We start from the raw sequence: 25,689 nt of genomic DNA, 5'->3' as shown, positions 1-25,689 counted from the left end.
ATTTGTTTAGAGTCTTAAGTAAATGCGAGTATAGACTTAACGGTGTGTGATTACCTTAGCCATTATTTATTATTTGAAGCTACTAGGCTATAATCAAAGTAACCTTTGATCAAAATCGTAAGGTTCAGTATCTACAATCCTTACTGAGTTGATATCCTGATGTAATGGATTGATCAGGAAGTTTCTGTCTTTAAGCGTTACTGCTGAAGGAACACTGATAAAAAAATGGTTCTTAAAAATATCAGTATCCCCAATCTCTTTAGTAAATGCTTCATAGGGAGGTAGCTTATGCCATTGCTCTTTGAGGTGAAGGTGATCTTCTAGCTTAGGAACCTCCCTATCAGGTAGATAAAGCGTTACCAATACAAAACCTTTAGGAGTAATTCCTTTCCTGATGTGAGCAAGTGTTTCTAAAGTAGCCAATGCAACACTGCTGGCTGTGTAGAGCATATAAGTACCAGGATAGTTCCATCGGCCACCATTCAGATATGCTCCGGTACCCGATAAGTCTCTGGCGTATTTACTTTTGGTAATGCGATAGGCGAAAGGCATGGGTAAACAGATCAGGCAAATATCCCATGTTCAATTCTTCCCAGTTCCATGAGCAAAAGATTAATGCCATAAGTACTGGGTAATAGCTGCTGAGGCTCCTGCTCAGATAGAGCAGGTACTGGGGTTTTCATCCATTTTTGGAAAGCAGCTTTATCCTCAAAAACTTCATATCCTTTGGCATATACATCAGCAATCATAAGTGCTCTTTCCGAGACAGTCTGAGAAAAAAGCTGCTCAGGTGTATAGCGTTGAAGAGTACGAAGATTAATATGAAGGCAATCTGCTAAGAAGCTGTAACTTAGGCCTGTATTCTGTTTCAAATGATCAATTGCTTTACGAGGCAAACCTTGCTGTGCAATGGAGATGTGAGGATCAAGACCTAGCATCTTGCTCTTGTCAAATTCAAAACCAAGTAAAGTGGTAACATTGGATATTTCTACTTGCATGTCTAAATATACGACATTTATACTTAAAATGTTTAATATAATAAGCAAATGTCGTGTTATCGTAGTTAAAATCTATTAGATAGGTCAACTTGATCAGGTATAGTTCAGGTTTGTGGAAGGTAGATAAACTAAGGTATCCATATTCAGGTACATTCATAGCTTTTAGCACTATGAATCTTATACTGTGTTTGCACACTAAATAGCTGAATTTTTTTTGAAACAGCTACCAATAATAGAGTAGGAGGGGAGGTGTTTGAAACGGACCTTTTTAGGAGAGGCAAGACACATCAAATCTATAGAAATCAAAAAGGCAGGAAAACCTTTTAATAACTAGCGGGGTTATAAACACTAAATTTTTTATCACCTCTGTAGCCTGTTTCCTATGAAGTCCTCTGTTAAATTTATCAATCAAGAACAATCTAAATTTTTTCCTACCTTACGAAGCAGAGTAAATCAGTATTTTAAAGACAATAACATTTCTCGGTATGGCAATCAGGAAATGGTCACCAAATCGGTGGTGTTGATTAGCCTGTATCTTTTATCTTATCTAGCTGTTATAACGCTTCCCCTGAATGCGTGGCTCTTTCTGCCCCTGGCACTGCTGATGGGCATTGCTAAAGCAGGTATAGGCATGTCAGTCATGCATGATGCCCTGCATGGCTCTTACTCTAAAAATGCTCAGACCAATAAACTTATGGGCAATACGATCTATATGGTAGGAGTCAATGCTTTTGTTTGGAAGGTACAACATAATATGCTTCACCATACCTATACTAATATTCATGGATTGGATGAAGATATCAACACTAAAGTAGTGATACGCTTGTCTAAACATGCACCTATTAGAAGCTTTCACCGTTTTCAGCACATTTATGTATTTTTTCTGTATGGCTTCCTTACTCTACGCATGATCGTCGATGATGGTATGAAGCTTATCAACTATCATCGTTTGGGAATCATAAAAAAGCTTAAATCCCATGCAGGAAAAGAATACTTCCGCCTGACAGGATTCAAACTGATTTATCTATTTTTGACAATCGGTCTTCCTATACTGATTACTTCTCTATTATGGTGGCAGGTAATGATAGGTTTTGTGTTAATGCACCTCACTGCAGGAGTGATCCTAAGTACCATCTTTCAAATGGCTCATATTGTAGAAGGGGCACATCAGCCTTTGCCTAATGCAGTAGGAAACATTGAAAATGCATGGGCGATTCATCAGTTGGAAACGACAGCAAATTTTTCCAAAAATAGCCGTGTACTCAATTGGTATATTGGCGGCTTAAATTTCCAGATAGAACACCACTTATTTCCAAATATTTGTCATGTACACTATAGAAAAATAGCTCAGATTGTGGAAAAAACGGCTGATGAATTCCATTTGCCCTACAACATTAAACCTACTTTTGGGCATGCACTGCAATCCCATATTAGAATGCTGAAAATATTGGGACAGAAGACCAGCCAATCCGTTACTATTGCTGCACAGCAATAGTGATTAGCCTAAAACAGGTCGTTATGGGTTTCTGGTTGCTGAGAGGCAAACTAACCTTTAGCGATCAAAGACAACCATGGAAAAAAATGAGATATCAGTAGCAAAGTAGGACCTTTTCCTGACAGACAAGTCAAAATACTAAAAAATGAACCTTCGTTTGATAATAGGTTGAACAAAATATTTTTTGCGTAAAACTATGCAAGATTGGTGAGTGTAGATTTGGAATAACCGCATCAAAAAGAAAGAGGAAAGCCTAGAAAACATAGATTAAGTTCTATATTTGTTCAATACCTTACCTTCAGTGGTATCATTATTATAAAAAAGACTAACCCTACTAAAATAGCATTGATTAATGGCCAATAACACTACCCCAACTCTCCTCAACAAAAGAAAAAGTGATATTTTACAGACTTGGATAAATTATCAGATTGAAGATCCCGCGCTACGTGAAGATTTAATGAGTAATGAAGAGATGCGAAATCAATCGGAAGAATTGCTTGATGCCTTCTTACAGGTCATTAAATATGAAAACTATGAAGATATATCGCGACAGGAGTATAATTCCATTATTGAGATATTAAGTGGAATATCTTTATCACGGGCACATGGTGGGTTTACTCCCCGGGAAACAGCTATTTATGTGTTGAGCCTGAAAAAAGCAATTATTCGTGTACTCCAGGAAGAGCTAAAAGGCGAACCTGATGAACTTGTGAATGAGATTTTAAACATTTCCAATCTTCTGGATAGCTTAAGCCTAATGACTTTTGAAACTTATGTTAAAGGAAGAGAAGAGGTAATCCAGCGGCAGAGTAATGAAATGAATGAGGTTTCCACACCGGTCATTAGAGTATGGGAAGGAGTCCTCGCATTACCCATTATTGGAACACTAGACAGTGAAAGGACTCAAGTAGTGATGGAAAACCTGCTACAGGAGATTGTGGATACGGGAAGCGGTATTGCTATTTTGGATATTTCCGGAGTACCTGCTGTAGACACACTGGTAGCTCAGCATTTGATCAAAACCGTCAATGCCACTCGCCTTATGGGAGCAGAATGTATTATCAGTGGTATCAAACCTGAAATAGCCCAGACCATTGTTCATTTAGGTATTAACCTGGAAGGTGTACAAACAAAAGCCACACTTGCCTCAGCATTAAAACAGGCTTTTAATAAAATGAATTTAGTTGTAACAAAGAAGAAATTGGGATAAGCTTTAATGATTTAGCAAATGGATAGGATTCCTATATTAAAAATGGGAGCGTTCCTGTTAGTTACCATCCAGGTAGATATGTACGACAGACTCGCTCTCAACCTTGAAAATGACCTGGTTCAAATGGTTCAAAAACATGAATCAAAGGGTGTACTCATAGATATTTCAGCAGTTTCCATTGTAGATTCCTTTATGGGACGAATCATTGGCAACATTGCTACTATGTCTAAAATACTTGATGCAGAGACAGTGGTAGTGGGAATGCAACCTGCGGTAGCGATTACCCTTGTTGAATTGGGTTTACCCCTTACTGGAGTACATACTGCTCTAAATGTAGAAAAGGGAATGGCCCTCCTTCACGTCAAAATAAGAGAAGCTAATTCGGATATAGATGAGCAGGGAGCTGACTGGGAGAATAATGATCAGCTTGAGTAAAGACACCATTAAAATAAAGTCTGAACAGGATATGGTGTTGTTTCGGCAGCGGTTGCGGGAGTATGCTCAAAAGATAGGCATGAGTGTTGTCAATCAGACCAAATTGATTACGGCTTCTAGTGAGCTTGCTCGAAATATATTAGCCTATGCAGGAGAAGGAAAAGCAACCATAGAGGTTGTATCTGAGCGACTGCAGACAGGAATAAAAGTGATTTTTGAAGACTCTGGACCAGGCATAGCAGATGTAAACAAAGCAATGCAAGACGGTTTCTCAACAGGAAAAAGCTTGGGTTTAGGCTTACCCGGTGCAAAACGCCTGGTAAATTTTTTTGACGTTCAATCAAAAGTGGGGCATGGAACAACAGTTACCATCATTCGGTGGAAAAGGTAGTACAGGAGCTTATGTCAGATACAGAATTGAGGACAGAAGCTATTTTTCCATCATAAAAAAAGATATTACCAAAGAAGCTGAAAGATTAGGCTTTCCTTCAGAAAAGATCGCTAAACTTCAGATTGTAGTTGCCGAACTGGCAACTAATTTATTGAAATTTGGAGAGCGAAGCAGAGAGTTGCTCTGGAAAAGTGTGCAGCAACAAGAAGAGAAAGGTATAGAAATATTGACACTGGATAAAGGCCCCGGCATTGGTAGTGTTGCACAAGCTTTGGAAGATGGTTTTTCTACTTCTGGTACAGCAGGAGAAGGTTTGGGAGCTATCCAAAGGCAGTCTGACTTTTTTGAGATTTATTCACAGCCTGGACAGGGAACAGTAGTACTATCACGCTTTTTTATCTCAGAAGAGCTTTATCATAAAATACAAGCTTTTCATTTTGCTGCCCTTTCGATAGCCAAGCCTGATGAAAAGGTTTGTGGTGATGGGTATTATATTGAGTATGCACCGAAAAGCCAGGTATTAAACCTACTGCTACTGGATGGTTTAGGGCATGGTGCAGGAGCTTACGAAGCTTCCCAGGCTGGCATAGAAGTATACGCGACTTTGCCTAAAGATTCTCCTGAAGTGGTATTAAGAGAGATTCACAACCAGATTAAAAAAACCAGGGGAGCGGTAGCCATGGCGATAAAATACCACTTCAAAGAAGAAGTACTTTCTTTTTGCGGAATAGGAAATATTATTGGAAAAACAATTAGTTGCAATACTACTAAACACTTACCTTCTTTCAACGGAATTGTCGGACATGTGATGTCATCTCGCATTCATGATCAGGAAATACCCTGGGAAAGAGGAAGGCTCCTACTTGTTCATTCAGACGGCCTTATCTCTCGTTGTGACATTGCAAAGTATCTTCAGATACAAAAATATGATCCAGTAATTCTGGCGGCATGTCTCTACCGGGATTATAGCCGGGGAAATGATGATACAACTATTATAATATGTAAACATCCCAGTACAGATGGAAAAGGATCAAAAGCCGATCATTGAAGTATCACTGGACAGAGAACTGGATCTGGTGATCGCCTATAAAAAAGCTATGAGACTTGCTGAAATCTCCGGGCTAAATTTTACTGACCAGACCAAATTCGCCACTGCTGTTTCAGAAATTTCAAGAAATGCACTAGCCTATGCCCGTAAAGGAGAGGTTACTTTTTTTATTGTTCAAGAAGGTAGCAGCTACTATGTACAAGCGATAGTCACAGATCAGGGGCCGGGAATAAGAAACCTTGATGCTTTGCTGCAAAAATTAGATACTCAAATCAATGGGCAACACACAGGAATTATAAACTGTAAGCGGCTATCAGATAAGTTTGACATAGATAGCGATGTAGAAACCGGAACATGTGTCAAAATCGCCATGCGTCTTCCAGTAGGCCATCCACCCATTAATCGTTTGATTCTTTCCGGCTGGCGTAATCATTTTACTCAGGTAGCACCTATTTCACCTTATGACGAACTAAAACGGCAAAATCATCTACTGTTAAAGACTTTAGAAGAGTTAAGGGTTAAAGAGTCACAAACCAAAGAACAGTTAGAGGAAATTCAATCTCTTAATAATGAGCTAGAGCATAATTATGTAAAAATAAAGGAGCTTTCTAACGAATATGCTATACAAAATGAGCTTCTATTCAAAAGAAACAAAGAGTTAGATCAATTTGCCCATATTGTCTCTCATGACCTGAAGGCTCCAATTTTAAATCTTAAAGGGGTAGTACAACTCGTTGAGGATGGAGACATAAATGACCAGGAAAAAATGCTTTCTATCTTCAAAAGACAGTTAGAGAAGATGGAAAATCTTATAGAATGTATTTTAGCTTATAGTAGAGCAGGACATGAGAAAGTAGATAAAACAAGTGTTGATCTAAAGAAGCTTTTAGTTAGTGTGGCAGAAAATCTGGTAAAGCCGGAAAACTTTCTTGTTGAAATTGCAGACGACCTTCCGATTCTTTTTACGGAAGAGGTTTTTATAGACCAGGTGTTGAGTAATCTTTTATCCAATGCTATCAAATATAATGATAAAGAAGAAGGAAGAGTAAAGGTAGGTTTTGAAGAAACAGCGGAAGGAGAGCTCATATATTTTGTAGAGGATAATGGAATGGGAATTCCTTTAAATAAACGTGAAGCCGTATTTAATATGTTTACTATCCTGCAAAAGAAAAAAGACGTGGATAGTACAGGTATTGGTCTGGCTATCGTAAAAAAAATAGTCAATGAAAAAGGGGGAAATATATGGATAGAGGATGCTATTCAATGGAATACTGGCTCAAGATTCTGTTTTACCTGGCCAGTAGAGGTGGTACACTTAAGCAAAGAATAGTTTAAAAAGCTTTTTATGTAATGCATTTCATGGAAAGTAGTGTTTAAAATAAGTGAGTATTGCAATCAATCTAATATGTTTAATTGGTAGGCTTGTGTAGCCTGATCGGATGAGGGTGTAGCAATAAGTACTCAAAACCACCCAGAATTCTCCTTATAATCTTATTCTTATGCAGAAAGGCAAATTTATTGTAATTCTGTTTTTATAACTTGCTATAGAAGAAAGAATTTACAGAAAATACTGAGGTTAATATGCTTGAAAGAATCTTTCTTATCGATGATGATCCCATCACAAATTTTGTTAATGAGCATATCATTACTGAGTTAAAAGTGGCACATCAGGTGGAAATATTCACAGAGGCAGAAAATGCACTATCCCTCATTAAGAACGAAAGTTCTCAGGATAAAGGTTCTGATTTGATCTTACTAGACTTGAACATGCCTCATTTGGATGGTTTTGATTTTATAGAAGCATTTCAGCAGTTGGATGTTGGTAAAGCTTCTAAATACAGAATAATTGTTCTCACCTCATCAAAGCATAGCAGGGATCTACAAAGATTAGCCACCTTAGGTATTAAAGAGGTGCTTAATAAACCTCTAACCAAAGAAAAAATGTTAAGCATTGTCTAGTCTATATTTCCTCCTTGCATTTGTAAGTAGCAGTTTGAATGGGATGAACTGATCTGATCTACTGGCTATCAAACACATATTGGGGAGGACAAATCAAAAAGGAATATATTTCCTATCTTTGTCTTCATAAAGATTACTTGCTTAATTTTTTATCTATGGATTAGATGTTAAAAGATGAGCCGTGAGTAAGCCGCCTTCTATAAGAGCCAAAAAGCTTTTAGAAGAAAGCGAAGCCAGGTATAGCCTATTGATCAATAGTGTGAAAAATTATGCCGTTTTTATGCTGAATCCTCAAGGATATATTTCCACCTGGAATACTGGAGTAGAAAACCTGAAAGGTTATAGCAAAGAAGAAATCATCGATCAACACTTTTCTATATTCTATCCTGAAGAGGCGATGAAGCGAAATCATCCTGCATATGAACTAAAAGTAGCCAGAAAGGAAGGTAAGTTTGAGGAAGAAGGATGGAGAGTGAGAAAAGATGGTAGCCCAATTCTGGGCTAATGAGATTATTACTACCATATATAATCATCAAAACCAGCATATAGGTTATACAAAAATCACACGGATTTAAGTGAACGTGTCAGTAATGAAGCACTGATGAGGGAGTTGCACAAAGTAAATACAGACCTGGACAACTTTGTTTATACAGCCTCACACGATCTCAGAGCTCCTATTAGCAATTTGGAAGGATTACTTTCTTTGGTAGAAAGAATTATAAGTCCGAAGCTCAATGAGGCTGAAAATCAAATTGTTGAGAAGATGAGTACTTCGGGATTAAGGCTACAAAATACCATAGAGAGCCTTATTGAAATGACCAAGGCTCAGAGGAATATGGAGGAAGTAGAGGAGGTCGTTTCTTTCAAAGAGGTGCTAGAGGAAGCAAAAGAAGAGATACGCCACTTAGTTACGAGTACTAAAGTCAAGATTAGTGAAGATTTGCAGGTGCGAGAACTGACCTTTGCCAAGGTAAACCTGAGAAGTATCCTATATAATCTGCTAAGTAATGCTATCAAGTATCGCTCACCAGGCAAAGTTGTTTACTATGTTTAAACGTTTCCACAGGCATGTAGAAGGGACAGAATTTAAACTTTACTTTAATGCCTGAGTCGTCCTTTAACAACCTTTAGTATGAAAAGGGACCTTTTTAACACAGGACAAGACAAAAAAAATTTGAATAATTATCTGCTGCCGTAAATTGAAAAATGTATAAGATAATATTGATCAATTGTAGTCACTTATGTCTTTTGCATTGTTACAGTTTTCATGTTTAGGAATAAAATTCCTTTTTACTTTTATGCTCTTTCTGCTTCTCACTTTCTTGTTCAGTGATATACCTGAGCTTAAGTTTTTTCATAGTAATGGAAGCTGTGAGGCCATGCAACAAAATAGAGATAAGTACAATAAAGGCGGTCATAGACCATAGCTCTCCTTGATGTACGAAATCTGTTTCATTCAAGGCAAATGCAAGGTAAAAGAAAGAACCAATCCCCTTGATCCCAAAAAAACCAATTGCTATTTTCTCTCTCATTTTAATGGGTATGCCCAGCATACCTATTAATCCCCCCAAAGGACGTATGATGAGTACGAAACCTAAACCTATGAGTGCCATATTCCAGCTAAGATTATTTAAAATTCCTGCTACCAAACTACCTCCAAACAAAGTTAAAAGCACAGCCAGTAAGATACGCTCTATCTGGTCGGTGAAAGAATGTAAAGTTTGATGATACTCATGTTTTATCTCATAATTTCTGATCGTGACAGCAGCTACAAATACAGCCATGAAACCATACCCATGTGCTAGTTCTGTAACCCCATAAATAAATAGAGTAGCAGAAACAGCTACTAAACCATCTCTCACATGTAGCATTTTATATTTGTCCGGCAGATGAAAAAAAAGATAGGTGATCAGCCTTGCCAGTAAAAAACCTAGCCCTACTCCTGCAAAGAGTCGATATAATACATCTCTCCATAGCCACTCTCCTAACCAAGGTTCGCCGGTCTGTGACACTATAGCAAGTATAATAGCCAGCCAGGTAAAAGGAAAAGCCATTCCGTCATTAAGCCCTGCCTCAGCCGTCAATGAAAATCGCACCACATCATTTTCTCCTTCATTGGGTGGACCTACCTGAACGTCTGAAGCTAAAACAGGGTCAGTGGGAGCAAGTACAGCTCCTAATAATACTGCTGATGCAAGATCAAATCCTAAGCCCCATACACCCAATACTACCATGCTGGCTATACAAAACAGCATAGTGATGGTTACCAGACGAAAAGGAATTTTCCACTCTTTGAATGAAAAAGGATGATCTATCTTTAGCCCTGTTCCCATTAATGCCACAATGACTATCAACTCTGTAAGGTGTACGGTGTAATCCTGCTCCCGATAAGGGTTCGGCCATGGTAAATTATCTATAACACTGTAAATGATGACGCCAAATAAGAGAAAGATAATAGAGTAGGATATGTTTAACTTTTTAGTTAAGCTAGGTATCCATGTCATACCCAATGCGGCAGTACCAATGACTGTGATGCTGATTATATAGCTTTCCATTAAAATTTAATATCAAAAAATTCTATCCCCATCAATGGATCAACGCTAAAAATGCTGAATCAAAATAACCGGGTTTTCAGTAAAAGGTTCTTGTAAAATCCCTAAATAAAGGGCAGTTGGATCAGCAAAAGATGGATCTTGTAAATACCCTGAAAAGGACTATCAAAATCTGAAGAATGAAATGTAAATGAAGAAAGTAGGATTGAATAGCAGATTGTGATGAAGAGGTGAAGAGTAGTAAGCGATCGTGACAATAAAAAAGGCGAGATTTAGGTTAAATCTCGCCTTCTAGAAATTATCATTTATCTGATTGAGAATATCGAGAAGGCCAGTAAGACTACCAATGAGATCTGAAAGGAGCCCTCCAGCATCCAATAGGCCAGCCACTGCACAAAGTAAATTATCCAGTAAATTTCCAGAACCAGAAACGGCATTGATATCCAGCACAATTTCTGATAAATCTACAGTCAGCCCAAGCAAATCCAGGGAAAGTGGACCTAAATCAAGGAATAAAATGTCACAGGGTGCTTGAGCAGCAGCCATACGTGCACTGGTACTGCTTTCATTAAAAACTCCTTGGGTGTAGAGAACTCCAAGAGTTTTAGCTTATGCTAATTAATCTAAGTTGCTACTTATAATTGAATATATTTGACCAAGCTATAAGCCATAATTGTTAAAAATACTTTGTATTGAAAGCCTTCTATGGTTACAGCATGTAGTTTCTTGGCAAATCGAGCCGTGATTTCACTAAAGATAGCCGCCGTGGCCCGGTTTCTATCTTTTTCCGGTTGTATTTTTTAGCTATGGCATCTACAAAACTATCGCCACGTTGAGAGTTTTTTTTACGCTGTGTAGCAAACTCAATATGTTCTTCTTGTTGGTAAAAATCTTCCCACCGGTGCCGGCCATACATAATCAGTAAATCCAGCATCTTGCCAAACAATACTACCATGAGGAAGGTCAAAATCTAAGCGGGCTAAGGCAGAATGGTCGCTGTAAGCACCTGGTAAGAAAGCTAATTCTACAGGTAAGCCTTCTTCGTTTGTTAATAAAGCTACTTTATAGCCATAAAAATATTCACGTTTGGAAGTATTCTTGCCCCGATAATCCTCTCCTTGCAATAACCGACAACGAGCAATGCGGATGTTATGACATACGCGTACCGGAAAAGTATCTAACAGATAGCGTTGCCTAAAATTAGCTGCTTTAAAAACCCATCCCAACAAGCGGAAGCAGTATTCTGCCACTAAGGCGATACTATGTAAGCGCCGATTGAATCGGGATGAACTTAACATGTAAGAGCAGTGATGAGCACGTATGTAACTCAGGGCTGTGGTCCAATTACGGCCAAAATACCAGGCAGCAATCAGGGCAGTAGTCAGAATCAAAGCATCATTCACTTGGCGTTGAGCATCTTCATGAGGGTCAATCGTTTGAAGAATGCCATCCAGAATCACCTATATTGCAACAGTGTTATCGTTGAGCATAAGTATCGATGGCTTGAAGTGTGGTAACCTCAAAAATACGATCTTCTGCCATACGGTAACACTTTCCTTCATAGGTAGCAACTTGAATTATTTAGATGAGTATACATAGTGGAAAATTGATTGCTCAAGGTGGCAATCATAAAGCAGGGGAGAGCAAGGATGGTTAATTAATATAAAATACACAGCTAAAAACATAAAAATTTCAAGTACAATAATTTCAGTTTATGTTAAAGGACGTATGAAATCAGTGAATCATCTCAAACCTGATTGAATACTTGTAAGCCTAAAGTTCAAAGATTTTGTCTTGATTCATTGCATAAACTCCTCATTTAACTCTTCATCCACTCAGCTTTCATCAGCGTAGGATTCTTCAGTTGATACCCCAGCGCATACTGTATCTGAGAGTCAAAGGTTGAGAATAAAAAACTGTGATTTTCAAGAAGCTTCTATCGGTAATGGAAAGAAATAAGCTTATTCCAAAGTACATAGCCTCATGATCAGATGATCAAATTTCATTAATTTGCTTTATTTTGACATCTGCCAATACAAATCAATGAACTACAATTTATAGGAATAAAAAACTAAAAAAGGTCACCGAATGATTTGTGTTTGTTTGGTTTTATTTGATATCCTGAAGAAAAAAAAAGCCCTCAAAATCATATGATTTAAAGGGCTTTGCTGTAAGATGCGCTTTAGGTTCAGGACCCTGCAGAGAGTGAGGGATTCGAACCCCCGGACCCGTGAAGGTCTCCGGTTTTCAAGACCGGCGCGTTCGACCACTCCGCCAACTCTCTGTGTAGATATACGCTTTGGTGAACGAGAATGCAAATGTAAAGTTTTTCATTTTAATGACAAACGCTATAAGGGAGAATTTTTAATTTTAGGGAAGATTATTCAAAAAAAGGCCTGAGTAAAGCCAGCATCTTTTCCGGAGGCCTGCAAGGACGCTTGGTATCTGCTCTCATGAAAGCAAGCTTGGTGTCGCCTGAGTGCACGAGTTTACCTGCTTCATTAACAATACGATAAGAAAAACTTATCCTTACGGATGGCATGTCTTTGATACTGACTTCTATGCTGAGTAAATCATCGTATACAGCGGGGTGATGATAGTAAGAGTGATTTTCTAATACAGGCATCATAATGCCCTCGTCTTCCAACTCTTTATAGCTCATGCCCAGTTGCCTTAATGCCTCTACACGTGCTACTTCAAAGTAGGAAGCATAATTGCCATAATAGACATAAGCCATTTGATCGGTTTCCCCGTAGCGAACTCTGATCTGCGTAGTGTGCTTGTACATAGCTTAATTGTAAATACCTGCCTGACTCAGGGCACGCTGATAGCGTCGGGCATTTGCCAAATGGGTTTGGAGGTTAGTGGCAAAATTATGATAACCGGAAAAGTCCTCTTTTGCACACATATATAAGTAGTTGTGTTCTTTATGGTTAAGTACAGCGTTGATCGCCTGAATAGAGGGCGCACGTATAGGGCCGGGAGGGAGGCCGGTATATTTGTAAGTATTGTAAGGAGAGTCAATTTCTTTATGCTTGTCCAGAACCCGGCGAATGGTAAAATCCTGAGCGGCAAATACAAGAGTAGGATCAGCCTGTAGGGCGATATTGCGGTCCAAGCGGTTTAGGTACAAACCAGCGACTATAGGTGCTTCATCCATTTTGTTGGTTTCTGATTCTACAATTGACGCTAGTATAGAAACTTCCACAGGCGTCATATTGAGCGCTTTGGCTTTGGCGAGGCGCTCCTCGCTCCAGAACCGCTGATACTCCTGGTGCATGCGTTCTAAAAGTTCCTGCTCCTGCGTTGTCCAAAACATCTCATACGTATTGGGCAGAAACATTGTCATGATGTTTTCTTCCGAAAAGCCATATTGCGCGATTACAGAAGAGTCCTGTATAAGTCTTAAAAACTCGTCGGCATCTGCTTCCAGGTTGGAAGTAAGCTTTTCAGCGAGCTCAGGCTTAAGTCGTACATTGTTAAAAGTTACGTCCACCGGCACTTGTTTGCCGGAACGTAAATATCGGATAGCTTCCAGGTTAGACATATCAGGACTCAGAATGTAACGGCCTGGTTTTACGTACTGGTCGTACTTCATGAGTTTGGAAAGCACACTAAATGACAGCAGATCATTCACATAGCCTTCCTCATATAGCATATCACGCACCTCGTCAAAAGTGGAGCCGGTCGGTATGAGCACTTCTCTTTCTGACTTATCTACCAGTATGTTGGGCGACATAAACATCTGGTAGGCATAAAAGGAAAAAGATACTATTACTACTGTGAATACTATCAGCCCTACAATCAGTATTTTATTTCTTTTCATTCGTATTTATTTGATATCCTTTCTTTGTTAGTGAACTAAGTCGTATATAGATTGATAAAACAAATATTGTGACTCAAGAAACACTAACGCTCATTTTATAACACCAGCAAAATTAGTAATTTGTCCGAGAAGGACATTTTTGATCAGTTGTTTTTAATAATCTTGTGATGAGCATGTAGTTTTTGATAAAACTTTACGTAAAATGCTTGAATACAACAAACATCATTTACCCGATACTTAGTTTAACTTAAGCTATCTTTTATTAGTCAATCCAAACTTATTTTATTTATGAAAGCAGAGCTTTTGAAGATACACCCTGAAAATCCTGAAAAAAGAAAAATTGATAAGGTCATAGATGTACTACGTCAGGGGGGAGTAGTGATTTACCCCACAGATACTGTCTATGGAATTGGCTGTGATATTTACAACAAAGACGCTGTGGAGCGAGTAGCTCGCATCAAAGGGGTAGATTCCTCTAAAAATAATTTTTCGTTTATCTGTAACGACCTGAGTCATATCTCCGAGTATGTCAAAAACCTGCCTACACCTACTTTTAAGCTGATGAAAAAAACATTGCCCGGTCCTTATACTTTCATCCTGCGGTCCAGTAGTAAAGTACCTAAGGTGATAGATTCTAAAAAGAAAACTGTAGGGATCAGGATTCCGAATCATAATATTCCCTGCGAGATAGTCAAAGGACTGGGCAACCCGATTATTACCACCTCTATCCATGATGATGATGAGATTATAGAATACTCCACCGACCCGACTTTGATCTATGAAAAGTTCAGCAATCTGGTAGATATTATTATAGATGGCGGCCCTGGAAATAACACCGCATCTACTGTGGTGGACTGTACTGATGATTACGAAGTGAAAATTGTGCGGGAAGGAATGGGCGATCTGGCGCCTTTTATGTAATCTGGGCAGAAGAATGAATCATTCAACAGCAGATACTGTTTTGACAGAGTTGCATTATCTGCCATGCATCGCTTATTTCGTTCATCTGCAGAAGTTTCGGAAAATTATGCTTGAGGTAAATGAAAATTATACCAAGCAAACTTATCGGAATCGTGCTTATATTCTCACGGCTAATAAGGTGCAAATCCTAAGTATACCAGTTAGCAAAGACGGGGTTAAAACTAAGGTGAAAGACATAAGGGTGAGCTATTCGCAACACTGGCAAAACAATCATTGGAGAGCTATCAGGTCTGCTTATGGTAAATCTCCTTTTTTTGATTTTTTTGCTGATTACTTCCATGACATTTTATACAGTAAATACAAGTTTTTGATAGACCTGAATTTAGATTTACTGACAAAGTGTCTTGAACTGCTCAATTGGCATGGTAAAGAAATAGAATTGACAAGTTCATACGTGAAAGCTCCTGAGAGCCAGTGGGTTGACCTAAGAGGACAAATAGATGTAAATTCTGTACCCCCTGGTGATAAAAAAGGTGAGTATAAAGCATACAATCAGGTTTTTGGCAAAAACTTTGTTCCTAATCTTAGTGTAATAGATTTGCTGTTTTGTGAAGGTGCAAATGCCAATGTGATTTTAGAGCAATCTTCCCTCACCTTTCGTTGAACATTTGCTTTCCTAGACTTGTTGATTTCTAGTACAAAATTTTTATCTTGCTCGTAAGCAGGATAAGTCAAATTAACGATTTCCGACCGGGTTTTGCCAGACTGGCGCCCCGGCGACTTACTTATAATTCCTTAGTGTATGGAAGCTAAATTTTCTAATAGAGTGAAAGAAGTAATATCCCTGAGTAGAGAGGAGGCTCTCCGCTTAGGACATGATTATATTGGTACGGAGCACTTGCTACTTGGCATGATCAGAGAGGGAGAGGGAGTAGCGGTTAGCTTGCTGAAAAAACTGGGTGTATCTCTTGATGAGCTCAGAAATGCAGTAGAGCAGGCTACCAAAGGTACTGCCACGGGCAATGTAAAAAACCTGGCCAATATTCCTTTGACAAGACAGTCAGAGAAGGTATTAAAAATCACATACCTTGAAGCTAAAATATTCAAGAGCCAGTTGATCGGAACTGAGCATTTGTTGCTCTCTATCCTGAGAGATGAAGATAATATCGCTACACAGATTCTTGAGAAATTTGATGTCAATTATGATGTCGTAAAAGAACTTTTGGAATACCAGACAGAGAATCCCATGGCTTCTTCTGATACTGATGATAGCGATGAAGATTCTTCCAGCCGTATCTTTGGTGGTTCAAGCTCAGGACGAGAGTCAAAAGGTTCTGAAAAATCCAGAACACCTGTACTGGATAACTTTGGCCGCGACCTTACCAAGCTGGCTGATGAAGACAAACTGGATCCTATTGTAGGAAGAGAGAAGGAGATTGAGCGCGTGGCTCAAATTCTCAGCCGTAGAAAGAAGAACAACCCTATTTTGATAGGTGAACCAGGTGTTGGTAAAACTGCCATCGCTGAAGGACTGGCCTTGCGAATTACTCAGAAAAAAGTATCTCGTGTACTCTTCAATAAAAGAGTGGTGACCTTGGATCTTGCATCTTTGGTAGCAGGTACCAAATACCGTGGCCAGTTTGAAGAGCGTATGAAAGCAGTAATGAATGAAATTGAAAAGTCTCCCGACGTTATTCTTTTCATAGATGAGCTGCATACTATTGTAGGTGCGGGAGGTGCTTCCGGTTCGCTGGATGCTTCTAATATGTTCAAACCTGCACTTGCCAGAGGAGAGATTCAATGCATCGGTGCTACTACTTTGGATGAGTATCGTCAGTACATTGAAAAAGATGGTGCTTTAGCCCGTAGGTTCCAGGTGGTAATGGTAGATGCAACTTCTCCGGAAGAAACCATGCAAATCCTGAATAATATCAAGGATAAGTATGAAAGTCATCACCATGTGAATTACACGCAGGAAGCGCTGGACGCTTGTGTAAGCCTATCGGACCGCTACATTAGTGATCGTTTTCTCCCCGATAAAGCAATTGATGTGTTAGATGAGGCTGGCGCACGTGTACATATTAACAATATCCATGTACCTGATGAGATTGTAAAACTGGAAGAGGCGATTGAAAACATCAAGGTTGAGAAAAACCGTGTCGTAAAAAGCCAGAAGTATGAGGAGGCTGCCCAGTTGCGCGATCGTGAGAAGAAGTTGCTGGATCAACTGGAAAGTGCCAAACAAAAGTGGGAGGAAGAAACGCGTACCAAGCGTTATACGGTTGATGAAGAAAACGTAGCGGAAGTTATTGCGATGATGACGGGTATTCCTACCAGCAGAGTGGCACAGAACGAAAGCCAGAAACTGCTAGGTATGGGTGGTGAACTGAAAGGCAAGGTAATTGGTCAGGAAGACGCGATCAATAAGCTTACGAAGGCCATTCAAAGAACCCGCGTAGGGCTGAAAGACCCTCAGAAGCCGATAGGTACTTTTGTGTTCTTAGGACCAACAGGAGTAGGTAAAACTGAACTTGCGAAAGTTTTGGCAACTTATCTGTTTGACAAGGAAGATGCGCTGATCAGAATAGACATGAGTGAGTACATGGAGAAATTCTCCGTATCACGTCTGGTAGGAGCGCCTCCCGGATATGTAGGTTATGAGGAAGGGGGACAACTTACCGAAAAAGTAAGGAGAAAACCTTACAGTGTGGTATTGCTTGATGAGATTGAGAAAGCACACCCTGATGTCTTTAATCTGTTGTTGCAGGTACTGGACGATGGTATTCTGACCGACGGTTTAGGAAGAAGAGTAGATTTCCGGAATACGATCATTATCATGACTTCTAACATCGGTGCCAGAGATCTCAAAGATTTTGGAGCAGGCATAGGTTTCTCTACGCAATCAAAGCAGGAGAATATGGACGAGATCATGAAGTCTACAATTCAGAATGCATTGAAGAAAACTTTCAGCCCTGAGTTCCTGAACAGGCTTGATGACGTGATTGTATTTAACTCTCTGAAGAGAGGAGATATTCACCAGATCATTGACATCACGCTTGGTAAGTTGTTTGCTCGTGTAACAGCACTTGGTTATACCATTGAGTTAACGAAGAAAGCAAAAGACTTCATTGCTGATAAAGGCTATGATCCTCAGTACGGGGCGCGTCCACTTAACAGAGCGATACAGAAATATCTTGAAGATGCTGTAGCAGAAGAAATTCTCAAAGGCGATGTAGAGCCAACTGATATTATCGTGGCCGACTATGATGGCAAAAGTGAAGAACTTACTTTAAGCCATAAGAAGAAAAAAATGGAGAAAGAAAAGAAAGAGTAAATTTTAGTAAGCTAATAAATGCAGGGACTGTCTGAAAAGACAGTCCTTTTTTTTTCTAAAAGCTTAGAATCACACCATTACTGATGGAGTAAATAGTTTTGGTGATGGGAACTACCGGCTCATTTTCATAGCCAATAAATGCGCTGGTCTGAAGTGAGAGTTTTGAAGTTACATTGATGAGTAAGTTTAAATCAGCGTTCACTCTATGTCTGAAAATTTCTGCATCAAAGTCATAGCCGGTTTGATAGTAAGTAATCAGGTTCAGGTTGATATGATCATTCAGCTTAAACCTTCCTGAAAGATAATTGGATGATTTCCAGATGCGCGTAGTAAACTCCGCCTCACTAGGGCCAGGATAATCCCAGATCTCTTCTTCATACATAGCTCCTATGCCGGCGTAGATACTATTTTTTTCGGTACTTTTTAGCCTGAAACGTAAGCCTCCACCTCCTAACCACCGTATCTGCATACCTCTTCCCTGGTCATACTGCACCTGGGTAAAGGTCTCATAAGATACAGAGCGCTTACGTAAAAAATTAATGCGAAAATGACCGTATCCGGTGCTATTGATCGGGTCATCCGAGGTAGCGGTATAGTTAAACTGACTGATGATCAGGAAGCTATGTAATTCAGAGATATAACCAAAATCGGAGTTAGCAGTAAGGCCAATGAACGAAACTGTTTCACCATCATCATCGATACTGCGGTTGTTGGTATTGAATGATAAACCCAGACTACCTAAAAAATAGTTTACTGAATCTCCGCTAAGGCGAGATTTCTCAACATTGAGAATTTGAGCTGAGAGGCTTTGAGAACAAAAAAGAATAATACAGGCGAAAAGAAAATGCTTAAAACACATAGTACGGTTATGATAAATGTTTGCCGCACAAATGTAATAAGAATCACCTAAAACCGAATTCCATCGGGCATGATGTATCTTTTCTGCACGGATTCATCAACTTTAGCTTTTCGGATATTCAAAATTCTTCCTTTAAAGTGAAGGTCTTTGCCAGCCATTGCATGGTTGAGGTCTACTTTAAGGTGTGTAGCACTTTTCTCCACCACTTTACCATTTTGCGTATTTCCCTCTTCATCTGTTACCGATACATAATCTCCTACATCACGGATAGAATCCGCCATCTCATCATCTACAACAAAGCGTTCAATCGGTATGGGAACAATGCTGGACTCTTTATATGGACCATAAGCTTCTTCTGCCGACAGTACAAATTCAAAGTTTTCACCGGAAGCTATACCGCGAAGGTTTTCCTGAAAGCTATTTAATATGCCCGTAGATTTGTAATAAAAAATGAAAGGGTAAGCAATATCCATAACTTCTAATACCTGTCCAGAAGCATTAGCTTCTCTCAACTCATAACTCATAGTAATGATGCGATTCTCTTCAACAACCATCGTCTTGATTTTGGGTTTATTAAAGGAACATCACATATTGAGCATTGTTTATTAAAGAATTTTTTATGCTTTTAGCGATAGATATAGGTAATTCAAATATTGCATTCGGAATCTTTGAAGGTGACTGGCAAGAGCATTGGCGACTCAATACAGTTACTGACAAAACCTCAGATGAGTATGAAGTGCTTTTTCGCTCACTCCTGTTAAATGGGCGGGAAAACTTTGATAAGGTCAAACAGGTGGTTATCAGTAGTGTTGTCCCTACGCTTAGTACTACTTTCAGGCAGATGACAGGCCGTATGTTTGGGCTAGATCCTCTAATGGTCAATGCCAGGATAGATACCGGAATAGAAATAGTAATTGACAATCCAGCCGAAATTGGTTCCGATCTTTTAGCGAATGCGGTAGCCGGATATGCCAAGTATCAGGATCAATGTATTGTAGTAGATTTTGGAACGGCACTTTCCATAACGATAGTGGGCAAAGGTGGAAAACTTCTGGGGGGGTCTATCGCACCGGGACTAAAATCAGCAATGAAATCACTATCTACAAATACGGCCCAATTGCCCTTCGTTCAGTTAGAAGCCCCTCCTTCAGCCATCGGTAAAAATACCATTCATGCCATACAATCAGGGGTAGTTTTGGGTTATGTGGGATTGGTAGAATCATTGATTAAAAGGATTAAGGCAGAGTTGGGAGGGGCTGCCAAAGTAATTGCTACCGGAGGGTTAGCCGAAATAATAGCTCCTCATACTGACCAGTTTGATGCCTTAGACCCCTGGCTTACCCTGGACGGATTACGCCTGATTGCCTGGAGAAATGCATTGCCGTAAGACCGATAATTACATGAGGCTATTGGCATTTGTCTGCAAATCCAAAGACCTCATCAGCTCAGTTACGTATAATCATTGAGTTTATGTAAAAGGCTTTTTACTTTATTATTATCATACTAAGCTATGATACGGTATATTAAACTATCATATGAACAAAAAAACATATTTGTATACTTTGATGTATGAAAGAACTTGTAAACAAAGTACTTAACAATTCGTCACTTGAACCCAAGCTGATAGAAGAAATACTGGCAGTAGGACGCTTGAAAAAAGTAAAAGCCGGGCGAGTATTAATTAGTCCTGAAAGTCAGGCGAGTGAGATGCCCATCGTATTACAGGGTTTGCTCAAAGTGATGCGTCAGGACAAAAATGGTAATGAAGTCTTCCTGTATTTTCTGGAAGGGGGAGAGACCTGTGCTATGTCTATTACCTGCTGCATAGAAGGAAAAAAGACCTCTTTTTTGGTAATGGCCGAAGAGGACTCTGTGCTTTGGATGATTCCTATGAGCTATCTGGATACCTGGATCACCAAGTATCCTTCGTTCAGAAAGTTTGTATTTGACTCATACCAAAGCAGGTTTGACGAGTTGCTAAATACCTTGGACAGTGTAGTCTTTCTGAATTTGGACGAACGGCTCTACAAATACTTATTAGATAAAAAACAGGCTTCCGGATCTTTTGTGATTCACAAAACCCACGAGCAGATCGCCAATGAACTGAATACTTCCCGAGTAGTGATATCCAGACTGCTGAAAAAACTGGAAAAGGCGCAGAAAATAGAGCAATACCGCAACCGTATAGAAATATTGTAAACATGCTTATGTTACAAATGTTACACTCCTGAAAATCAACCTAACGTACTTTTGATATGAGTATGAACATTAGATTATGAAACTTATACAAAAAGTATTGCCAATCACCAACTGGCTGCCTGCTTATAAGAATGAATATCTCAAGGGAGATATTTTTGCGGGGATAACAGTTGGCATCATGCTGATCCCTCAGGGAATGGCTTATGCCTTGATCGCCGGACTACCGCCAGTATATGGGTTATATGCATCTATCGTTCCCCAAATCATTTATGCTATTTTTGGCACCTCTCGTCAGTTATCAGTAGCTCCGGTAGCCATGGATTCTCTCCTGGTTGCTGCCGGTGTATCGGTATTGGCCACCCAGGGTACTGACGCCTATATTGGCTTTGCCATTCTGTTAGCCTTCTTTATGGGGGCTTTTCAGTTACTGTTAGGAGTGCTGAGATTAGGCTTTATTACCAACCTTTTGTCAAAGCCGGTGATTAGTGGATTTACCTCTGCCGCTGCACTGATCATAGGCTTAAACCAACTGAAATATTTATTGGGCATAGAGCTGGTGAAGAGCAATAGAGTCTATGAAATCCTTTGGAGTGCCATTCAGCAAATTGATCATATCCATTGGTTCACCTTACTCATTGGAATTGCGGGAATTGCGCTGATCAAGGGGGCTAAAAAGATTCATAAAAATATTCCCGGAGCATTGGTAGCTGTAGTATTTGGTACGCTGCTGGTCTATTTTATGCAGTTGAATGAAGCAGGAGTGAGTATCGTCAAAACCATACCGGAAGGTTTGCCTGCATTTCAGCTCCCTAACTTATCTCTGGGCAAGCTGGGAGAAATTGTTCCTTTAGCGTTGACGATTTCGGTAGTAGCTTTTATGGAAGCTTACTCGGTAGCTAAAGCCATAGAGGCCAAAAAGAGAGATTATAAAGTGCTTCCTAATCAGGAGCTGGTGGCATTAGGAGCAGCCAATGTGGTGGGTTCACTTTTTCAGGCATATCCGGTAACTGGAGGCTTTTCCCGCTCTGCGGTAAATTATCAGTCAGGTGCCAATACGCCAATTGCTTCAATCATAAGCGCAGCTTTGGTCGCTTTGACCTTAATGTTCTTAACACCTTTATTTTATTATTTACCGGAAGCTATCCTTGCCTCAGTCATCATGGTGGCTGTAGCCGGGCTTATAGACATATCTTATGCCAGAAAGCTCTGGAAGGACAGTAAAATGGAGTTTTTACTCCTATTGGCTACTTTCCTGGTAACCCTGAATTTTAGCATGGTACCGGGCATTGTGACAGGTGTCGTACTATCCATACTGGTGTTGTTGTACAAAGCAGCTTATCCTCATATTGCCCGCTTGGGAAGAGTAAAAGGCTATCATGAGTTCAGAAACATAACTCGTTTTAAAGAGCTGGAAGTATGGGAAAACTTACTGATTTTGAGAGTGGATGCCCCCCTGACCTTTATCAACATCCAATATTTCAAAGAGTACGTTGAAAATGCCATCCAAGACTCTGAGGGCAAAATAGATACAGTGATACTGGATGCAGGGCCAATCAGTCATCTGGATGCCACCGCTTCTCTCGGATTAAAGGAGCTGTTGGAATTTTTGAAAGAGAAGGATATCAGATTTGTACTCTGTGATCTGATAGGGCCAGTGAGAGACACACTCCACCGTACGGGCTTGATAGACTTCATCGGTAAGGATAACATCTTTTTTGACCTGAACGAAGCAGTGCGCTTTATCACCACTCAAGAAGGAGAGGGGCACAAAGAATATGCTTTGCAGTCTAATCACAAAAAGTAACAATTGTTACACTCAGACCTATCAAGCTCACGTATATTTGAATAGTTAAACGTAATAGAAATAATTGATATGGAAATAGAACAAATATATACCGGATGTCTTGCTCAGGGAGCATACTATATTGAAAGCGCAGGAGAAGCAGCCATCGTTGACCCTTTGAGAGAATCTGAGCCTTACATCAAAAAAGCAGAAAAAGAAGGCGCAAAGGTCAAATACATTTTTGAGACCCACTTCCATGCAGATTTCGTTTCTGGTCATGTAGACCTGGCAGCAAAGACTGGCGCTACTATTGTGTACGGACCCAATGCCAAGACTGAATATGATATCCATGAAGCTAAGGATGGAGAAATATTTGAGCTGGGCAAAGTAAAGATAAAGGTGCTGCACACCCCTGGCCATACGATGGAAAGTACCACCTATCTTCTGATAGATGAGGAGGGAAAAGAGCATGCGATTTTTAGCGGAGATACCCTTTTCATAGGAGATGTAGGCAGGCCCGACCTTGCTCAGAAAGGTGCACTGACCCAGAATGATCTTGCCGGATATTTGTACGACAGCCTCAGAAATAAAATTATGACCTTGCCAGATGATGTGGTCGTGTATCCTGCCCACGGCGCAGGCTCTGCCTGTGGAAAAAATATGAGCAAAGAAACTACTGATCTGTTAGGTAACCAAAAGAAAACCAACTACGCGCTCAGAGCTAATATGAGCAAAGAAGAATTTATCAAAGAAGTAACTGAAGGGCTACTGCCTCCTCCCCGGTATTTTGCTCAGAACGTTGCCATGAATAAGAGCGGGGCAAAAGGATTGAGTGAAATCCTGGAAAAAGGAAATGTGCCGCTGGACGCTGATACATTTGAAGCTATTGCTAACCATGAAGGTGCGGTAGTACTGGATACGCGTTCACCTGAAGAGTTTGCAGCGAGTCATATTCCGAATGCAATATTTATAGGAATTGACGGTAGCTTTGCCCCCTGGGTAGGTGCTTTGATTCCTGACCTTCAGCAAGCCATGGTTTTTATCGCCCCCGAAGGTAGGGAAGAAGAAGTGATAACTCGCTTATCCCGGGTAGGCTATGACAATACGCTGGGTTATCTGCAAGGAGGCCTGGAGGCCTGGACAGCCGCTGGTAAGGAAACAGATTCAGTGACTTCCATTTCGGCTCCAGCATTTGCAGGAAAATTGAAAGAGGAAGAGCACCTAAACGTGGTGGACGTCAGGAAGCCTACAGAATATCAGGCAGAGCACGTAGAGGGAGCAGAGAGCCTTCCATTAGACTATATCAGTGAAAATATGGAGAAGGTAGATAAAGAAAAAACTTATCACCTTCACTGTGCTGGTGGATATAGGTCAATGATTGCGGCTTCCATCTTAAAATCCAGAGGCTACCAGCATATCGTAGATATTAGCGGAGGGTTTAAAGCGATATCTGAGACCGATATTCCTACAACTGACTATGTCTGCCCTTCCACACTAAAATAAAGTCTCATCATTCAGCCAGGAATTAAAGCCGGACATTTTCCGGCTTTTTCTGTTTGGATATGTGAGTACAGTAGCTTTTGGAGTCAGGTATGTAACAATTGTTACGCTTCTGCTCTATGCGTATGCGTACATTTGAATAGGTAATTATAAAAGAAAATTATTTACATGAATACAATCATTGAATTTATAAGCCAGCCCTGGCCCTGGTACGTGGCGGGGCCAATCATTGCATTGGTAATGTTCTCATTACTACTCTTGGGTAAGAGCTTTGGCATTTCATCAAATCTGAGGACGATGTGCTCTATCGCAGGAGCAGGAAAGAGTTGTGAGTTCTTTGACTTTAACTGGAAGAGTCAGGTCTGGAATCTGGTGTTTGCTTTAGGTTTGGTAATCGGAGGGTTGATTTCACACCTCTACCTGACACCAGATGCAGAAGTACACATTTCTCAGGCTACGATCAACGATTTGCAGGCCTTTGGTCTGGATAAGCCGGGAAGCAGCCTGGTCCCAACCAGCATTTTTAATTGGGAATCTCTTTTCACCCTGAAAGGGTTGATCTTCATCGTAGTAGGAGGCTTTCTGATTGGCTTCGGCACACGCTATGCAGGGGGCTGCACATCGGGACACGCGATCAGTGGATTAAGCGATTTACAACTGCCTTCCTTGATTGCCGTAATCGGCTTTTTTATTGGTGGTCTAATCATGACCTACCTGATCTTACCACATTTACTTACTCTATAAATTCTTTTAAAAGCAATAGCATGAAGTTTTTAAGATATTTAATCATAGGCATCATATTCGGAATTACGCTGGCAAAAGCTGAAGTCATCTCCTGGTACAGGATATATGAGATGTTCAAGTTTCAGTCTTTTCACATGTATGGGGTGATAGGTTCCGCTGTGTTGCTGGGAATCATTTTCGTGCAAATCATCAAGCGCTTTCACCTCAAGTCATTGGATGGCGAGCCTATTGTGATCAACCCCAAGCAGTTCAGTATCCCCCGATACCTGATCGGAGGTTCTATATTTGGTTTAGGCTGGGCCATGACGGGTGCCTGTCCCGGCCCTATGTTTATTCTGCTGGGAAACGGTGTAGGAGTGATCTTAGTCATGATAGCTGCTGCTTTATTAGGAACTTATACATACGGTTTACTCAGAAGCAAGCTACCTCATTGAT

General features: G+C 40.1%; 27 protein-coding genes and 1 tRNA gene. 18 read left to right on the top strand and 10 right to left on the bottom strand.

The genetic code is table 11. The annotated features are described in order from the left end of the window. Positions 1-93 precede the first annotated feature (93 nt). Positions 94-552, bottom strand: a complete 459-nt coding sequence (locus tag OKW21_RS19815; protein ID WP_277482493.1) for an RES family NAD+ phosphorylase — start codon at positions 550-552, stop codon at positions 94-96. 11 nt (positions 553-563) lie between these two features. Further along, positions 564-998, bottom strand: a complete 435-nt coding sequence (gene parS / locus OKW21_RS19810; protein ID WP_277482491.1) for a type II RES/Xre toxin-antitoxin system antitoxin — start codon at positions 996-998, stop codon at positions 564-566. 382 nt (positions 999-1,380) lie between these two features. Between parS and OKW21_RS19805 the strand changes: the two genes are divergently transcribed. From OKW21_RS19805 to OKW21_RS19765, 9 genes are all read left to right on the top strand, one after another. Then, the gene (locus tag OKW21_RS19805) at positions 1,381-2,493 is read left to right on the top strand and encodes a fatty acid desaturase family protein (RefSeq protein WP_277482490.1); all 1,113 of its coding nucleotides are present in this window, start codon (positions 1,381-1,383) and stop codon (positions 2,491-2,493) included. Between the two features lie 352 nt (positions 2,494-2,845). Further along, positions 2,846-3,703, top strand: coding sequence for an STAS domain-containing protein (locus tag OKW21_RS19800; RefSeq protein WP_277482489.1), 858 nt, complete (start codon positions 2,846-2,848; stop codon positions 3,701-3,703). 18 nt (positions 3,704-3,721) lie between these two features. Then, the gene (locus OKW21_RS19795) at positions 3,722-4,138 is read left to right on the top strand and encodes an STAS domain-containing protein (RefSeq protein ID WP_277482487.1); all 417 of its coding nucleotides are present in this window, start codon (positions 3,722-3,724) and stop codon (positions 4,136-4,138) included. Next, positions 4,122-4,529, top strand: a complete 408-nt coding sequence (locus OKW21_RS19790) for an anti-sigma regulatory factor (protein ID WP_277482485.1) — start codon at positions 4,122-4,124, stop codon at positions 4,527-4,529. The genes OKW21_RS19795 and OKW21_RS19790 overlap by 17 nt, the downstream gene beginning before the upstream one ends. Next, positions 4,492-5,577 carry an anti-sigma regulatory factor gene (locus OKW21_RS19785; RefSeq protein WP_277482482.1) on the top strand — a complete coding sequence of 362 codons (1,086 nt, stop codon included), beginning with the start codon at positions 4,492-4,494 and terminating at the stop codon, positions 5,575-5,577. The genes OKW21_RS19790 and OKW21_RS19785 overlap by 38 nt, the downstream gene beginning before the upstream one ends. After that, positions 5,549-6,907, top strand: coding sequence for a sensor histidine kinase (locus tag OKW21_RS19780; protein ID WP_277482480.1), 1,359 nt, complete (start codon positions 5,549-5,551; stop codon positions 6,905-6,907). The genes OKW21_RS19785 and OKW21_RS19780 overlap by 29 nt, the downstream gene beginning before the upstream one ends. Before the next feature lie 251 nt (positions 6,908-7,158). Beyond that, positions 7,159-7,536, top strand: coding sequence for a response regulator (locus OKW21_RS19775; protein WP_277482478.1), 378 nt, complete (start codon positions 7,159-7,161; stop codon positions 7,534-7,536). A 181-nt stretch (positions 7,537-7,717) separates the two neighbouring features. Then, a complete protein-coding gene (locus OKW21_RS19770) occupies positions 7,718-8,041 on the top strand; it encodes a PAS domain-containing protein (RefSeq protein ID WP_277482475.1) in 324 nt (107 codons plus the stop codon). Positions 8,042-8,137: 96 nt separating this feature from the next. Then, positions 8,138-8,590 carry a histidine kinase dimerization/phospho-acceptor domain-containing protein gene (locus OKW21_RS19765; protein WP_277482472.1) on the top strand — a complete coding sequence of 151 codons (453 nt, stop codon included), beginning with the start codon at positions 8,138-8,140 and terminating at the stop codon, positions 8,588-8,590. Positions 8,591-8,807: 217 nt separating this feature from the next. Here the strand turns inward: OKW21_RS19765 and OKW21_RS19760 are convergent, their stop codons facing one another. The 6 genes from OKW21_RS19760 to mltG all read right to left on the bottom strand — a co-directional run bounded on the left by OKW21_RS19760 (position 8,808) and on the right by mltG (position 13,914). Next, positions 8,808-10,091 (bottom strand): cation:proton antiporter, encoded by a 1,284-nt coding sequence (locus tag OKW21_RS19760; RefSeq protein ID WP_277482469.1) that lies wholly within the window; start codon positions 10,089-10,091, stop codon positions 8,808-8,810. A 288-nt stretch (positions 10,092-10,379) separates the two neighbouring features. Beyond that, positions 10,380-10,634, bottom strand: coding sequence for a hypothetical protein (locus tag OKW21_RS19755; RefSeq protein WP_277482467.1), 255 nt, complete (start codon positions 10,632-10,634; stop codon positions 10,380-10,382). 317 nt (positions 10,635-10,951) lie between these two features. Then, complete coding sequence (locus OKW21_RS19750) at positions 10,952-11,548, bottom strand: transposase (RefSeq protein WP_277482465.1); 597 nt, start codon at positions 11,546-11,548, stop codon at positions 10,952-10,954. Between the two features lie 739 nt (positions 11,549-12,287). Next, positions 12,288-12,372, bottom strand: a tRNA-Ser gene (locus OKW21_RS19745). Between the two features lie 96 nt (positions 12,373-12,468). Continuing rightward, a complete protein-coding gene (locus tag OKW21_RS19740) occupies positions 12,469-12,876 on the bottom strand; it encodes an acyl-CoA thioesterase (protein ID WP_277482462.1) in 408 nt (135 codons plus the stop codon). Between the two features lie 3 nt (positions 12,877-12,879). Continuing rightward, a complete protein-coding gene (mltG, locus tag OKW21_RS19735; RefSeq protein WP_277482460.1) occupies positions 12,880-13,914 on the bottom strand; it encodes an endolytic transglycosylase MltG in 1,035 nt (344 codons plus the stop codon). Positions 13,915-14,202: 288 nt separating this feature from the next. Between mltG and OKW21_RS19730 the strand changes: the two genes are divergently transcribed. The 3 genes from OKW21_RS19730 to OKW21_RS19720 all read left to right on the top strand — a co-directional run bounded on the left by OKW21_RS19730 (position 14,203) and on the right by OKW21_RS19720 (position 18,169). After that, positions 14,203-14,835 (top strand): L-threonylcarbamoyladenylate synthase, encoded by a 633-nt coding sequence (locus OKW21_RS19730; protein ID WP_277482458.1) that lies wholly within the window; start codon positions 14,203-14,205, stop codon positions 14,833-14,835. A gap of 13 nt (positions 14,836-14,848) precedes the next feature. Beyond that, positions 14,849-15,499 carry a WbqC family protein gene (locus tag OKW21_RS19725; RefSeq protein ID WP_277482456.1) on the top strand — a complete coding sequence of 217 codons (651 nt, stop codon included), beginning with the start codon at positions 14,849-14,851 and terminating at the stop codon, positions 15,497-15,499. Between the two features lie 138 nt (positions 15,500-15,637). Continuing rightward, the gene (locus OKW21_RS19720) at positions 15,638-18,169 is read left to right on the top strand and encodes an ATP-dependent Clp protease ATP-binding subunit (protein ID WP_277482453.1); all 2,532 of its coding nucleotides are present in this window, start codon (positions 15,638-15,640) and stop codon (positions 18,167-18,169) included. Between the two features lie 55 nt (positions 18,170-18,224). Here OKW21_RS19720 and OKW21_RS19715 read toward each other — a convergent pair whose 3' ends face one another. Both OKW21_RS19715 and OKW21_RS19710 read right to left on the bottom strand, forming a co-directional pair. Beyond that, a complete protein-coding gene (locus OKW21_RS19715) occupies positions 18,225-19,028 on the bottom strand; it encodes a DUF481 domain-containing protein (protein WP_277482451.1) in 804 nt (267 codons plus the stop codon). 47 nt (positions 19,029-19,075) lie between these two features. After that, entirely contained in the window at positions 19,076-19,582 is a 507-nt protein-coding gene (locus tag OKW21_RS19710) for an FKBP-type peptidyl-prolyl cis-trans isomerase (RefSeq protein WP_277482448.1), read from the bottom strand. A 65-nt stretch (positions 19,583-19,647) separates the two neighbouring features. Between OKW21_RS19710 and OKW21_RS19705 the strand changes: the two genes are divergently transcribed. The 6 genes from OKW21_RS19705 to OKW21_RS19680 all read left to right on the top strand — a co-directional run bounded on the left by OKW21_RS19705 (position 19,648) and on the right by OKW21_RS19680 (position 25,688). Then, positions 19,648-20,415, top strand: coding sequence for a type III pantothenate kinase (locus OKW21_RS19705; protein ID WP_277482445.1), 768 nt, complete (start codon positions 19,648-19,650; stop codon positions 20,413-20,415). A 182-nt stretch (positions 20,416-20,597) separates the two neighbouring features. Next, the gene (locus tag OKW21_RS19700; RefSeq protein WP_277482442.1) at positions 20,598-21,227 is read left to right on the top strand and encodes a Crp/Fnr family transcriptional regulator; all 630 of its coding nucleotides are present in this window, start codon (positions 20,598-20,600) and stop codon (positions 21,225-21,227) included. A 76-nt stretch (positions 21,228-21,303) separates the two neighbouring features. Then, positions 21,304-23,031 (top strand): SulP family inorganic anion transporter, encoded by a 1,728-nt coding sequence (locus OKW21_RS19695; RefSeq protein WP_277482440.1) that lies wholly within the window; start codon positions 21,304-21,306, stop codon positions 23,029-23,031. 69 nt (positions 23,032-23,100) lie between these two features. Next, positions 23,101-24,513 carry an MBL fold metallo-hydrolase gene (locus tag OKW21_RS19690; RefSeq protein WP_277482438.1) on the top strand — a complete coding sequence of 471 codons (1,413 nt, stop codon included), beginning with the start codon at positions 23,101-23,103 and terminating at the stop codon, positions 24,511-24,513. A gap of 165 nt (positions 24,514-24,678) precedes the next feature. After that, on the top strand, positions 24,679-25,254 hold the full coding sequence (locus OKW21_RS19685; protein ID WP_277482435.1) for a YeeE/YedE family protein: 576 nt from the start codon (positions 24,679-24,681) through the stop codon (positions 25,252-25,254). A 20-nt stretch (positions 25,255-25,274) separates the two neighbouring features. Then, entirely contained in the window at positions 25,275-25,688 is a 414-nt protein-coding gene (locus OKW21_RS19680; protein WP_277482434.1) for a YeeE/YedE family protein, read from the top strand. The last annotated feature ends 1 nt before the right edge of the window (position 25,689 follow it).

The organism is Catalinimonas alkaloidigena (assembly GCF_029504655.1).
GTDB lineage: Bacteria > Bacteroidota > Bacteroidia > Cytophagales > Cyclobacteriaceae > Catalinimonas > Catalinimonas alkaloidigena.
The sequence above is the reverse complement of the archived record's forward strand: the minus strand, read 5'-3'. Positions and strand labels throughout refer to the sequence as shown.

Bases quoted from the DNA above. Each gene is read 5' to 3' on its own strand.
- OKW21_RS19685 (WP_277482435.1), top strand. From the start codon at position 24,679: ATGAATACAATCATTGAATTTATAAGCCAGCCCTGGCCCTGGTACGTG.
- parS (WP_277482491.1), bottom strand. From the start codon at position 998: ATGCAAGTAGAAATATCCAATGTTACCACTTTACTTGGTTTTGAATTT.
- OKW21_RS19775 (WP_277482478.1), top strand. From the start codon at position 7,159: ATGCTTGAAAGAATCTTTCTTATCGATGATGATCCCATCACAAATTTT.
- OKW21_RS19765 (WP_277482472.1), top strand. From the start codon at position 8,138: ATGAGGGAGTTGCACAAAGTAAATACAGACCTGGACAACTTTGTTTAT.
- OKW21_RS19695 (WP_277482440.1), top strand. From the start codon at position 21,304: ATGAAACTTATACAAAAAGTATTGCCAATCACCAACTGGCTGCCTGCT.
- OKW21_RS19795 (WP_277482487.1), top strand. From the start codon at position 3,722: ATGGATAGGATTCCTATATTAAAAATGGGAGCGTTCCTGTTAGTTACC.
- OKW21_RS19800 (WP_277482489.1), top strand. From the start codon at position 2,846: ATGGCCAATAACACTACCCCAACTCTCCTCAACAAAAGAAAAAGTGAT.
- OKW21_RS19700 (WP_277482442.1), top strand. From the start codon at position 20,598: ATGAAAGAACTTGTAAACAAAGTACTTAACAATTCGTCACTTGAACCC.
- mltG (WP_277482460.1), bottom strand. From the start codon at position 13,914: ATGAAAAGAAATAAAATACTGATTGTAGGGCTGATAGTATTCACAGTA.
- OKW21_RS19760 (WP_277482469.1), bottom strand. From the start codon at position 10,091: ATGGAAAGCTATATAATCAGCATCACAGTCATTGGTACTGCCGCATTG.
- OKW21_RS19815 (WP_277482493.1), bottom strand. From the start codon at position 552: ATGCCTTTCGCCTATCGCATTACCAAAAGTAAATACGCCAGAGACTTA.
- OKW21_RS19755 (WP_277482467.1), bottom strand. From the start codon at position 10,634: ATGGCTGCTGCTCAAGCACCCTGTGACATTTTATTCCTTGATTTAGGT.
- OKW21_RS19790 (WP_277482485.1), top strand. From the start codon at position 4,122: ATGATCAGCTTGAGTAAAGACACCATTAAAATAAAGTCTGAACAGGAT.
- OKW21_RS19710 (WP_277482448.1), bottom strand. From the start codon at position 19,582: ATGGTTGTTGAAGAGAATCGCATCATTACTATGAGTTATGAGTTGAGA.
- OKW21_RS19785 (WP_277482482.1), top strand. From the start codon at position 4,492: ATGGAACAACAGTTACCATCATTCGGTGGAAAAGGTAGTACAGGAGCT.
- OKW21_RS19720 (WP_277482453.1), top strand. From the start codon at position 15,638: ATGGAAGCTAAATTTTCTAATAGAGTGAAAGAAGTAATATCCCTGAGT.
- OKW21_RS19805 (WP_277482490.1), top strand. From the start codon at position 1,381: ATGAAGTCCTCTGTTAAATTTATCAATCAAGAACAATCTAAATTTTTT.
- OKW21_RS19740 (WP_277482462.1), bottom strand. From the start codon at position 12,876: ATGTACAAGCACACTACGCAGATCAGAGTTCGCTACGGGGAAACCGAT.
- OKW21_RS19680 (WP_277482434.1), top strand. From the start codon at position 25,275: ATGAAGTTTTTAAGATATTTAATCATAGGCATCATATTCGGAATTACG.
- OKW21_RS19705 (WP_277482445.1), top strand. From the start codon at position 19,648: ATGCTTTTAGCGATAGATATAGGTAATTCAAATATTGCATTCGGAATC.
- OKW21_RS19715 (WP_277482451.1), bottom strand. From the start codon at position 19,028: ATGTGTTTTAAGCATTTTCTTTTCGCCTGTATTATTCTTTTTTGTTCT.
- OKW21_RS19730 (WP_277482458.1), top strand. From the start codon at position 14,203: ATGAAAGCAGAGCTTTTGAAGATACACCCTGAAAATCCTGAAAAAAGA.
- OKW21_RS19725 (WP_277482456.1), top strand. From the start codon at position 14,849: ATGAATCATTCAACAGCAGATACTGTTTTGACAGAGTTGCATTATCTG.
- OKW21_RS19690 (WP_277482438.1), top strand. From the start codon at position 23,101: ATGGAAATAGAACAAATATATACCGGATGTCTTGCTCAGGGAGCATAC.
- OKW21_RS19780 (WP_277482480.1), top strand. From the start codon at position 5,549: ATGGAAAAGGATCAAAAGCCGATCATTGAAGTATCACTGGACAGAGAA.